The organism is Flavobacterium erciyesense (assembly GCF_018069925.1).
GTDB lineage: Bacteria > Bacteroidota > Bacteroidia > Flavobacteriales > Flavobacteriaceae > Flavobacterium > Flavobacterium erciyesense.
Genome location: NZ_JAGPXB010000009.1, coordinates 116,937 through 128,157 on the forward strand (window position 1 = coordinate 116,937; position 11,221 = coordinate 128,157).

Sequence of the window (11,221 nt, forward strand, 5' to 3'; positions counted from 1 at the left end):
TAGAAAGTTACATTTAATTTACGGTAGTTTATCAATCTATAAACTCAGGAATTAGCGCAGTTTTGGTTTGTTGTTCAAGTAGTATTTTTTTTCTTTCCATAATAGTAGTAACTTAGGCATTACTTTTGTTGTTTAAAAGTAAAATAAAATTTACAAATTAGCACTGAAAAATAATCTGCCCAATTTATGAAAGAACAATTTAAAAAATTTTTAAACGAGGAACAAGATCCAAAAGCCATAGAAAAAATCGCTTCTAAGTTGAGTGATCTATTAATGAAGAACGAAGAGATTGTCTATATCGCTGTTCAAAAAAAACCAGCTTTGACTGTTTTACCTGATAGTATAGTAATGACCAATAAACGAATTATTATTTGCCAGCCGAAAAACTTAGGACTTTCTATGAATTTTATTGATTATACGTGGGATGAAATTGTTGGTACCTTCGTGAAAGAAAATATTTTGGGATCGGAGTTTTCCTTTACAACAAAAACTAACATGGAAGTCTCGATTGATTATATTCCGAAAATACAAGCTCGTAAAATTTTTACCTACGCCAAAGAGCAGCTCGATATTTTAAAAGCAGGAAATTCCTCGGTCATTAATGATTTGGATGCAATTGCTGCTACCCCAGAAGTTGAATTTATAGAAGAAATGGAAACCGAAGAAGTAACCAGTTTTGCAGAGATTATGCCAGTTGCGGCAGCGCAATCATTTAACGTCGATACTGAACAAGTACAAGCCGAATCAGAACCAAGTAAGGAAGCAGGACTTGCCGGTTTGTCTCAAGACGAATTGTTTGAAAAATTACAGAATTACAAAAAACTGCTTGACAATGGTTTAATTTTACAAGGCGAATATGACGCGTTTAAGAAAGAAATTTTGAGTCATATGTGATTCAGTCGAAAGGTCTAAAGTCAAAAGTCCTAAGGTGAGAAGGTTATTCTTGACTTTAGGACTTTTGACTTTTAAACTTAAAATCTACAGTGTTTTTTTCTGTTTTTCTACAAAATTATTAGACTGTAGTTCTAATAAATCAATAGCGTTTTTGCGTTGCAAATCGTACAGTTTTTTATCATCGGCGATGTCAGCATATACTTTATCGTGCATGGCCTCGCTTGTTTTTACCAATAGCGAGCGCTGGTATTTGTCTTGCTCAATGGTAGCTTTTAAGGCAGTGTCTATATCTTCTAATTTAAAATCGTATTCGCCTTTTGGAGCCAATAGTTTTGCAATAATTGGCGAGGTTTCAATTGCTAAAAATAGCAACATGATAAAAAATGATGGCAACCAAGGCAACTTGTTCAAGGCATTGATTCGGGCCATTAAACCATCAAAACCGTCAATAATAGGTTGAGTTTCGGTAACTTTTTTGTCTAAATCAGCTTGTAACGTTTTTGTGTTTTTTTCCATCTCAGCAATTTTAGCCAAGTTGGTTTTTTGCAAAGTGTCTAGTTCTTGTTTAGCCAAATCATGCTTGGCAATTTTTTCTTTAAAAACAGGACCTTTTCCTAGCTTTTTAGTTCCTGCGGTACCTTCGGCCTCTTTTATATAGGTTTCGTACAAGGTGTTAACTTCTTTTTCTTTAGTTGCTATTTCTAATTTCAGCTTGTCGATTTCGGCTTTGTTTTTGTCTAAATCACTTTTGAAATAGGTAGCTACCTCTTTTTTATTGGCCAAAGCCATCGCATTTTTTTCTTTCAACAAAACAGTATTGATTTCCTTCTCAAAAATTTTAATTTCCAAAGGTTTTGAGATCACAACAGCAATAATTATCGCTAAAATAATCCTTGGTGTGGCTTGTAAAAATTCGGCACCAAATTGATCTCTTTTTCGAATAGTAGAAACAATAAAACGGTCTAAGTTAAATATAAGCAAGGCCCATACAACGCCAAAAGCAATTGCCGGATAAATGCTGTCGAATACGGTAAATAGGGCGTAGGCACTGGCCAGAAAAGCCATAACCGCGGTAAAAAAAACTGTAGCGCCAATGCCTACATATTTGGTTTGTTCGCCTTGGGAACAACCGTCGAGGAGCTCGCTATCGGCACCTGAACATAAAATAAAAAAGGGTTTGAACATGATTGGTGATTTTTGATTGTGATTGATATGGCAAATTTAAGGCCAAATTTTTAATTCTGTTGTAAATAGTTGATTTCTTTTTACTTAGGTGCAGGTAAAAAAAAGAGCCGTTCAAAATGAACGGCTCTGGAGAATTGTTGAATTAAAACTAACTTATGCAACTGGCGCGCCAGCCAAGATTTCGGGATTAGCGAACTCTTCGAATTTGGCAAAATTTTCTTTGAATTTTTGAGCTAACTCTATTGCTTTTTGATCGTATAAATCTTTGTCTTCCCAAGTGTTTCTAGGATTCAAAATTTCACTAGGAACGTTAGGACAAAATTGAGGTTTAGCAATACCAAAAACTTTATGATTTTCGAAAGCTACATTATCTAGTTCGCCATTAAGCGCAGCAGTAATCATAGCTCTTGTATATTTTAATTTCATGCGGCTTCCTACACCGTAAGCGCCACCGGTCCAACCTGTGTTGATTAACCAAACGGTTACGTTAGCATCTTTCATTTTTTTGCTCAACATTTCAGCGTACTTTGTTGGGTGCAACGGCATAAACGGTGCTCCAAAACAAGCCGAGAAATTAGGTTGAGGTTCTGTTACTCCTGCTTCGGTGCCCGCAACTTTAGCCGTGTAACCTGAAATGAAGTGGTACGCTGCTTGACCTGGAGTCAATTTTGAAATTGGAGGCAAAATACCAAATGAATCCGCTGTTAAAAAGAATATATTTTTTGGGTTGTTACCAATTGATCCCGGTTGAATATTATCAATGTGCGAGATTGGGTAACTTACACGTGTGTTTTGAGTGATCGAAACATCTTCAAAATCAACTTCGTTGGTTCCTTCTTTAAAAACAACGTTTTCAAGAATTGCTCCTTTTTTAATAGCTCTAAAGATGTCTGGTTCGTTCTCTTCGGTTAGGTTGATTACTTTTGCGTAGCATCCGCCCTCAAAGTTAAAAACAGTATTTTCATTGGTCCAACCGTGCTCGTCGTCTCCAATTAATTTACGCTCTGGATCAGCTGATAAAGTGGTTTTACCTGTTCCTGACAAACCAAAAAAGATAGCAGTATCACCATTTTTACCAACATTTGCACTACAGTGCATTGGCAAAGTGTTTTTGTCAACTGGTAAAATGAAATTTAATGCGGAAAAAATTCCTTTTTTCATTTCGCCAGTATAGCCTGTACCACCAATTAAAGCTACTTTTTTAGTAAAATCTAAAATAGCAAAATTACTTTGGCGTGTTCCATCCACCGCTGGATCAGCCATAAAACTTGGCACACATAATACGGTCCATTCGGGTGTAAAAGTTTCTAATTCGGATGCTTCAGGACGCAAGAACATATTATAGCAAAACAAATTTGCCCAAGGCGTTTCGGTCACTACGCGAACATTTAATCTGTAGTTTGGGTCAGAACATACGTATGCATCACGAACAAAAACTTCTTTATTTGATAAGTAAGCAGTTACTTTATTGTATAGCTTTTCGAAAGCAGCAGGCTCAAACGGAATGTTTACTTTACCCCACCATACTTTGTCTTCGGTGATTGCGTCACGTACGATGAAACGGTCTTGTGGAGAGCGTCCGGTATATTCGCCTGTGTTCACAGCAAGTGCGCCAGTTGAACTTTCTATTCCTTGGCCTGTTTTTATTGTAATATCGTGTAATTCTTCAGGAGATAACTGGTACTGAATTTTTGCATTTTCAATTCCTAGGTCTTTTAACGAAATCGATTGCGAGAAAAGCGTGCTGTTGTCCATAAATTTTGTGTTTATAGTTTCTTTTTATAGACTGCAAAAATAGAAATATTATTTCAGTTACTTCTTAATTCTGATGATTTTGTGATTTTTTATCAAAAATTGATGCCAATAATACGAACCAAGCAATAATTAGTAAGAGGCCGCCTATTGGTGTTACGAATCCGATAATTTTAAAATCGAATGATGTGAGTGAATTCGTTGCTAAAAGGTATATCGATCCTGAAAATAAAACAACTCCGCTTAAAACTAAGTAATATATGGCTTTACTTGCTTTTTGCGAAAGCATATCCAGTTGACTAACTAGTAATAAAAATAGGGCGTGGTACATTTGGTAGCGTACTCCCGTTTCAAAAGTTGCCAATTGATCTACCGATAAAACTTTCTTTAAGGCATGTGCGCCAAAAGCGCCTAAAATTATAGCAATCATTCCAAAAACCGCTCCGGCTTTGATGTATGTTGTTTTCATGTGTGGCAAGGTGTTTTGTACAAAAGTATTTCATCTAAGGTTTATTTACAAGCCATTCTCACTTTAGTTTCCCGTGTACTATCGACTGCTAATTTTGCAAATAGTTGCCGCAACTGTTCAAAATAAACAGGTTTTATTTGTTATAAATACAACAATTATGTATGTTTGTGTTATAAATATATAAAATGAGAACAATTTTAATCATCGGTGCAGGAAGGTCGGCTTCGTCTTTAATTCGGTATTTACTTGAAAAATCCGAGAAAGAACAGTTGCATCTCGTTATTGGTGATTTGTCATTGGCATTGGCCCAAAAAAAAACCAACAACCATCCCAATGCTACAGCCATTGCGCTAGATATATTTGATGCGCAACAGCGTCAGCAGGCCATTCAAAATGCTACCATTGTAATCTCTATGCTACCCGCACACTTGCACATACAAGTAGCCAAAGATTGTATCACCTACAAGAAACATTTGGTAACGGCCTCGTATGTGAGCGATGCTATGCAAGAATTAGATGCTGAGGCAAAAGCAAACAACCTAATTTTCATGAACGAAATTGGCCTTGATCCCGGAATTGATCACATGAGCGCCATGAAAGTTATTGATGAAGTGAAGGAGAAGGGCGGCGAAATGATTTTGTTTGAGTCTTTTTGTGGCGGATTAGTCGCTCCTGAATCAGATACGAATTTGTGGAATTATAAATTCACTTGGGCACCGCGCAATGTGGTGTTGGCAGGTCAAGGAGGCGCTGCTAAATTCATTCAAGAAGGTACCTACAAATACATACCGTATTGCAATTTGTTTCGTAGAACCGAGTTTTTACAAGTTGAAGGCTACGGTCGTTTTGAGGCGTATTCTAACAGAGATTCTCTAAAATACCGCTCTGTTTACGGCCTTGATGATGTACTGACCTTGTACCGCGGTACCATCCGTAGAGTGGGTTTTTCAAAAGCTTGGAACATGTTTGTGCAACTAGGCATGACCGATGACAGTTACATCATGGAAAACTCCGAGAACATGAGTTACCGTGAATTTGTCAACTCGTTTCTGCCGTATCATCCTACCGATTCGGTAGAAATCAAGACGCGTTTAATTCTCAAGATTGACCAAGACGACATCATGTGGGATAAATTATTAGAACTTGATTTGTTCAATCCCAACAAAAAAGTCGGACTCAAAAACGCCACACCAGCTCAAATTTTAGAAAAAATATTAACCGATAGTTGGACTTTACAGCCCGACGACAAAGACATGATTGTCATGTACCATAAATTTGGATACATCTTAAACGGCAAAAAAGAACAAATCGATTCCAAAATGGTGTGCCTCGGCGATGATCAAACCCATACCGCTATGGCCAAAACCGTTGGTTTACCGGTAGCCATGGCTACTTTGCTAATATTAAACGGAAAAATTACCACGCCCGGCGTACAATTGCCCATCAGTAAAGAGGTGTACCAACCCATCCTAAAAGAGTTAGAATCCTACGGCGTACTGTTTCACGAAACCGCCATGCCGTACTTGGGTTACAACCCCGATAAAGAGTTCAGTTAGTTTTTTTTAGATTTTTAGTTTGATGAATCCGCTCCTTGTACTAGGTAGCGGATTTGTTTTTTAAAATCGTTTATTCCTGCTGGGCATAGCCAAAGTTTGGGCGTGCCCCTCCGTGAAAAACTTCGGGTCAGGCTGTACGCTGCAATCTTTGTGTTTTTAAAGAAAAAACATAAAGGATTTTCACTGCCATCCTTCACGCGAGCCCAGTTTTCAGTTGCTGATTTTTTTATTAAATAGTAAGAAAATTTGTTTATATTTGATTGGTAAACCTAAGCTAATAGAGTCAATTGCAGCGGCTAGAAGTTTCTTTATAGACAATCAAAGATTTCGAAATATGCGGTTTAAAAAATTATAAAAAAGTCAAACATATTAATTAAACAAACAAATGAAGTTTTTAAAGATTATCGTACCAGTAGCGAGTGTATTAGTAATGAGTTGTGAAACTGGTGACCCATGTGATGATGGTTTCAAGCCACACCAACAAAACGGACAAACCATTTGTATTCCAGATTTTCTGGGAGCAAAAAATTTAAACCCAAAGTTAGGTAACACCTATTTTCATAAAAAGTATGGCATCGTGACAATTCAAAATGGTATTTGGAAGGATGATAGAAACCAAATAATTGACAATATCGACGAATAAAAATTGCAATCTAAGAGAACGTAAGTTGCGAATTAATTGAAATTTATTTTTGCAATGGACAAAAGTATTAATCAAGAAAAGGAACCTAAATAGTAATAAACGCTACTTTAATATGAAAATTTTAAATCTGATTAAGACATTTATGCTACTTTCATTAGTTGCAGTTTCGAGTTGCAGTAAAGATGAAATTGTACAAGAAATAAATATAGAAAATCAATTGAACATTAATGTCAATGGAATTCAATATAAATCTGTAAATGAGAAAATTGGAGGAAATGAAAATTGCGATAAATTGTTTATCAGCGCTTCTTATTTTGATGAAAATAAAATAGATTTTACGGTTAGATTTCAAATTTCTAAAAGTGGACAGTTATTAAAAGTTTGGTATGAGGAGTACGTTTTGCCAAATCCAGCAATGCTACAAAAGAGTATTTTTTTGACGCCAAATTTTAGACCATTGTCAACGTTTGCAATTTCTAACTTTGCTTATAATGAAGCAACAGGCGAAACAAATTTTGATTTTACCGGCAAAGTTTTTCTTGAAAATAATAGCAAAGTTGAACGAACAATTTCGGGTGCTATAAAAATTAAATCTTTGCGAACAACAACATGTTCAGCTGTAAATACTGGAATAAAATTTAATTCGGAGGACTTAACTTTATATAGTTTTTATGAGGAGAGAACACTGTTTCCAAATCAAACGCAACAACATAAGTTTTTTCTAATAGCGGCTACAGGTTGTATATAAACACCAAAACCGACTTATGGAACTATCCAATAGGAAATTTAGTATTTGACGAAAAAGACAACATTGACAATGTTGAATTTGTAAAAGCGATAGGTCCTATTTTTGCAGACCAAATTCAAAATATAGATTTACAAAAATGGCAGCAATATCAAACAAGTGGACAAATTATAGTACTAAATAAAACCATCGAGAACAACCAAAAAGTAATCACAGGGAAAATCAATTTAGTTGTCAAAGAGAACAATCAAATAATATTTCTCTTAAAGGGAATTGATTTCAAAACTGGGAGTTTTTTAAATTAATTTTGGCAAATTACCGTTTTTATGGGATTACGAATTTCTTGCCGAAATGATTTTTTACTATGGGCAAGAATATTTTATTAGCTCTGGTATTCTACAGCGATCTCTCATTGTTATCAATTATTTTTTTGTACAGCTTAGAGCTAAACCTTTGTTATTCTTGATTTTTTAAATTAAATAGTATGGAAAAAAAAGCTTCGATCTCAGCATACACTGCTGGTGAGAATTTGTTTGAAAGTTTTATTATCAAAAATTTAAATTCATTCGAAGAGCTGATGGATATTTATCAGACTTACAAGAACAATAATCCCCAAAAAACGATCATAGTGACGCTTGATGATTTAGGTCAGGCAGAGTACACCAGCACCCATGCAGTCAATAGTAATGATCTCGAGGATACGGAAGGTCATGATTTGTCTGGTCTTGACGCCGCTTGTTTTGAAAACGGGGAACATTTAGGTTATCTTTCTACGCCTGAAGAATTTTTTATAATTAAGAAGAATTTCTTAAAACAGACAGAAGGTGTCGATTTTGCGGAAGCTTGCGATAAAGGGCTGACGGTTGATGATCAAGAAATGGAGATCCTAAAAAAAATTAATCAATCGCCTTTTGAGTTTTTAGATAAAGAAATTGTTCTCAAAATTATTCCGGTAACGCAATCCTACGAGGGGATTTGTGGTTTTCCTAACGGTTATTTTCATAGTGATTTAGATCCTTTTGAAAATTACGCTTTGGCAAAACATTTGTTTGAAAAATACGGTTACGAACTTTTTGGTATTGGTGCTTCCTTTTTAGGATTTATCAGAAGCGAAAATTTAGAACCAATTGCAGTTCAAGATTTGAGTGCCGACTTAACTCAATTATACGATGCAGCCGAAAACACCTTTGATTCATTGGTAGCACTGGTACAAAACAAAAACCACTTATTCTTGAAATATACCGAATCCTTAGTGGGTTAGCAGCAAAAAGTAACTGATTTTATCATAAAAAATCCGCTTCAGGTCTAGACTTGAAGCGGATTTCTGTTCAATTACGGTTTCGCTGATTGTATCGTTAGTGGTAAGCTGTACAGTACTCGCACGGGTTCGCCTTTTACCTTTCCAGGAGTCCATTTTGGGCAAATATTCATTACGCGTACGGCTTCTTCACCAGTGCCGTAACCAATATCACGAATATTTTTTACTTCGTTAACACTACCGTCTTTTTCAATAATGAAAGTGATGTAAACTCTTCCTTTTAAATTGGGTTGATCCGGAGTTTTATAATTCTGACCTACGAATTTGTAAAATTCTATCATTCCACCCGGAAAATCTGGTTTTTCGCTGATTTCTGCGGTATTATAAATGTCGTTTTCTCCTTTTTTTACGATTTTTTTCTCGGCACTAAACACATCTATTTCTATTGTCTCAGGAGCGCCTTTGTTTATTTTGGCTAATAGTTCTTCGTTGGTTGGGAGTTTTTCTTCTTTTGAAATTATCGAAGGGATCGCATTTTTTTCGGCAGGAGTTAAGTCATTGTACTTTTTTTCTGCGGCAATTTTTCCTTTTTCATCTTTTACCTTAAATGTCGTTTTATCGTAGTAGGTTTTAAACAAACCTTCTGATTTGTTGGGTTGCGGATTTTGTTTGGTATCTGTTTGCTGCGCTACAACTTTGGTACATAATGAAAATAGTAAGGCTGTTATCGCAGGCAAGAGCAAGGCTTGCTTGGCAATGGCTTTTCTTTTTGATGTGGTTTTAGTCATCATGAGTAATCGTTTTTTAGTTATTAAATAGTTCAAATTACTGGCCAAGTAAAAAGTTGGGTTCGCGTTTGCCTTTGAGAGCAACAAAGATTGGTAAAACGGAACATTGTTATAAGAGTGCACCACTTTCTCATCGGCGAGAAATTCGTGGTTGAGTTGAATGGCTTTTTTGTAAAAAATAAAAATAGGGTTGAACCAAAAAATAGTTTTCAATACTTCGATAAACAAAATATCCAAAGTGTGTTTTTGAGTCACATGCGTAAGCTCGTGTGTGTACAATTCGGCTTCAACTTCACGGTTATTGTATTCCGTCTCGTTGATGAAAATGGTATTCAAGAACGTATGCGGTAACGTTTTTTCGGGAACCAAAACCAATTGGGCATTATGGTATGCAATGGCTGTATTTGATTTCATTTTTTTTGAAATCTGCATCACATTACGCAGAAATCGAAACCCCAAAACAAGAGTGACTAATCCATACAAACCCCAAAGCGCTATTGCTATATAGTTCGTTTCTTCCACTACAACGGCAGTTGTTGGTAGGATTTGGATATTTCCGGGTGTTACTGTGGGTTGGACAATTTCCTGAACAACTTCAATAGTTATAAAAGGAATCACCATCGAAAAAACCAAAGCAAACAACAAGTAAAACCTCTTGAAATGGTGCATTTTTTCCTTTTCTAGCAGCAAGTGATACACGCCTAAAAGTACCACGAGGCCGAGGGTTGATTTGATTAGAAAGTCGGTCATTTTTTCTTTTTTAGAATTTCACTGTCAATTATTTTCTTGAGTTTTTCCAGTTCCGTTTGCGACAAATTGGTTTCTTTGGTAAAGAAAGAAGCCCAAAGTGTTATCTATAAAGGAGATAAAAGTTTGGTTTTTATAGTAAATGGTTTCATCAACTATTTAGTTCGGATTGGTCTTGTGTTTTTATCTTTACAAATTGTTATTTCTAATTTTTCTCCATCAAATTTTTTGTGCGAGTTTTTTAAATTTTTTTCGAAATAATTATGAGTGTAAAAATTATATTGGTAAGGCTGTTGGAATTTCTTGCTTCTTGCATTTTTTGAAACACTACTACCTTGAAAAAAAGCAATTTCACTAGGCTTGAAATTGTTTAATGCTTTATTGGATTGGTGAACCCCATCTATCCAAATGGCGTATTTTTTAGCATCTTTAAAGTTTTCTAATTCTTGAGTTGTTGGTGATTTCTTTTCAAAGGCAGTTGGCACATAGAATAATGCTCTTTTCTTGTACTCTTCACTTAGATCTTCATATTTGGTGTCAATTTTCTTGTTTTTTACAAGGTCGTGAATGACCACTCTTACTCCGGCAAAGTATTCATCTTTTCGGGAATTGTTGGTTGTTGTAAGTTTAGTTTTGGTGGTAACTTGTGCAATGTTTTTTACTTGAGCAATAGTTTTGAAACAAAACAAGAAAAATAGTCCAGATAGAACAGGTATCAAAATAATTTTCTTCGCAATTGATTTTGAGTTTGATGTGGTTTTAGTCATCATAAGTAATCGTTTTTTAGTTATTAAATAGTTCAAATTACTGGCCAAGTAAAAAGTTGGGTTCGCGTTTGCCTTCGAAAGCAACAAAGATTGGTAAAACGGAACGTTGTTATAAGAGTGCACTACTTTCTCATCGGCGAGAAATTCGTGGTTGAGTTGAATGGCTTTTTTGTAAAAAATGAAAACGGGGTTGAACCAAAAAACAGTTTTCAATACTTCGATAAACAAAATATCCAAAGTGTGTTTTTGAGTCACATGCGTAAGCTCGTGGGTGTACAATTCGGCTTCAATTTTACGGTTGTTGTATTCCGTTTCGTTGATGAAAATGGTATTCAAGAACGTATGTGGTAAAGTTTTTTCGGGGACCAAAACCAATTGAGCATTCTGGTATACAATGGGAGTATTGGATTTCATTTT

Annotated in this window: 11 protein-coding genes and 1 pseudogene; 6 read left to right on the top strand and 6 right to left on the bottom strand. The window is 35.5% G+C overall.

All coding sequences use genetic code 11. The annotated features are described in order from the left end of the window. The first annotated feature begins 186 nt into the window (after window positions 1-186). On the top strand, window positions 187-894 hold the full coding sequence (locus KBJ98_RS10690) for a PH domain-containing protein (RefSeq protein WP_210790550.1): 708 nt from the start codon (window positions 187-189) through the stop codon (window positions 892-894). Window positions 895-978: 84 nt separating this feature from the next. On the opposite strand, the gene KBJ98_RS10695 is transcribed toward KBJ98_RS10690, so the two are convergent. From KBJ98_RS10695 to KBJ98_RS10705, 3 genes are all read right to left on the bottom strand, one after another. After that, the gene (locus KBJ98_RS10695; RefSeq protein ID WP_210790553.1) at window positions 979-2,079 is read right to left on the bottom strand and encodes a DUF4407 domain-containing protein; all 1,101 of its coding nucleotides are present in this window, start codon (window positions 2,077-2,079) and stop codon (window positions 979-981) included. Window positions 2,080-2,232: 153 nt separating this feature from the next. Continuing rightward, window positions 2,233-3,834: a phosphoenolpyruvate carboxykinase (ATP) gene (gene pckA / locus KBJ98_RS10700; RefSeq protein ID WP_210790556.1), complete on the bottom strand. Its 1,602-nt coding sequence runs from the start codon at window positions 3,832-3,834 to the stop codon at window positions 2,233-2,235. 64 nt (window positions 3,835-3,898) lie between these two features. Next, window positions 3,899-4,300, bottom strand: coding sequence for a DUF423 domain-containing protein (locus tag KBJ98_RS10705; protein ID WP_210790558.1), 402 nt, complete (start codon window positions 4,298-4,300; stop codon window positions 3,899-3,901). A 185-nt stretch (window positions 4,301-4,485) separates the two neighbouring features. On the opposite strand from KBJ98_RS10705, the gene KBJ98_RS10710 reads away from it, so the two are divergent. From KBJ98_RS10710 to KBJ98_RS10730, 5 genes are all read left to right on the top strand, one after another. Next, window positions 4,486-5,856, top strand: a complete 1,371-nt coding sequence (locus KBJ98_RS10710) for a saccharopine dehydrogenase family protein (RefSeq protein ID WP_210790561.1) — start codon at window positions 4,486-4,488, stop codon at window positions 5,854-5,856. A 385-nt stretch (window positions 5,857-6,241) separates the two neighbouring features. Continuing rightward, window positions 6,242-6,499 carry a hypothetical protein gene (locus KBJ98_RS10715; protein ID WP_210790564.1) on the top strand — a complete coding sequence of 86 codons (258 nt, stop codon included), beginning with the start codon at window positions 6,242-6,244 and terminating at the stop codon, window positions 6,497-6,499. A 112-nt stretch (window positions 6,500-6,611) separates the two neighbouring features. Then, window positions 6,612-7,247, top strand: coding sequence for a hypothetical protein (locus KBJ98_RS10720; protein WP_210790567.1), 636 nt, complete (start codon window positions 6,612-6,614; stop codon window positions 7,245-7,247). Next, window positions 7,238-7,549, top strand: a complete 312-nt coding sequence (locus KBJ98_RS10725; RefSeq protein WP_210790570.1) for a hypothetical protein — start codon at window positions 7,238-7,240, stop codon at window positions 7,547-7,549. Before KBJ98_RS10720 ends, KBJ98_RS10725 begins: the two co-directional genes overlap by 10 nt. Window positions 7,550-7,728: 179 nt before the next feature. Beyond that, window positions 7,729-8,505: a hypothetical protein gene (locus KBJ98_RS10730; RefSeq protein WP_210790571.1), complete on the top strand. Its 777-nt coding sequence runs from the start codon at window positions 7,729-7,731 to the stop codon at window positions 8,503-8,505. Between the two features lie 71 nt (window positions 8,506-8,576). Here the strand turns inward: KBJ98_RS10730 and KBJ98_RS10735 are convergent, their stop codons facing one another. The 3 genes and pseudogenes from KBJ98_RS10735 to KBJ98_RS10740 form a co-directional block, all read right to left on the bottom strand. After that, the gene (locus KBJ98_RS10735) at window positions 8,577-10,040 is read right to left on the bottom strand and encodes a M56 family metallopeptidase (RefSeq protein WP_210790573.1); all 1,464 of its coding nucleotides are present in this window, start codon (window positions 10,038-10,040) and stop codon (window positions 8,577-8,579) included. Beyond that, a pseudogene (locus KBJ98_RS15275) lies at window positions 10,037-10,135 on the bottom strand (BlaI/MecI/CopY family transcriptional regulator); the annotation flags it as partial. The pseudogene KBJ98_RS15275 and the gene KBJ98_RS10735, both read right to left, overlap by 4 nt. A gap of 57 nt (window positions 10,136-10,192) precedes the next feature. Further along, window positions 10,193-11,221 (bottom strand): M56 family metallopeptidase (locus KBJ98_RS10740; RefSeq protein ID WP_317192493.1); only part of this gene is annotated, 1,029 nt, incomplete at its 5' end.

Coding starts and splice junctions, on each gene's coding strand:
- KBJ98_RS10690 (WP_210790550.1), top strand. CDS start 187: ATGAAAGAACAATTTAAAAAATTTTTAAACGAGGAACAAGATCCAAAA.
- KBJ98_RS10695 (WP_210790553.1), bottom strand. CDS start 2,079: ATGTTCAAACCCTTTTTTATTTTATGTTCAGGTGCCGATAGCGAGCTC.
- pckA (WP_210790556.1), bottom strand. CDS start 3,834: ATGGACAACAGCACGCTTTTCTCGCAATCGATTTCGTTAAAAGACCTA.
- KBJ98_RS10705 (WP_210790558.1), bottom strand. CDS start 4,300: ATGAAAACAACATACATCAAAGCCGGAGCGGTTTTTGGAATGATTGCT.
- KBJ98_RS10710 (WP_210790561.1), top strand. CDS start 4,486: ATGAGAACAATTTTAATCATCGGTGCAGGAAGGTCGGCTTCGTCTTTA.
- KBJ98_RS10715 (WP_210790564.1), top strand. CDS start 6,242: ATGAAGTTTTTAAAGATTATCGTACCAGTAGCGAGTGTATTAGTAATG.
- KBJ98_RS10720 (WP_210790567.1), top strand. CDS start 6,612: ATGAAAATTTTAAATCTGATTAAGACATTTATGCTACTTTCATTAGTT.
- KBJ98_RS10730 (WP_210790571.1), top strand. CDS start 7,729: ATGGAAAAAAAAGCTTCGATCTCAGCATACACTGCTGGTGAGAATTTG.
- KBJ98_RS10735 (WP_210790573.1), bottom strand. CDS start 10,040: ATGACCGACTTTCTAATCAAATCAACCCTCGGCCTCGTGGTACTTTTA.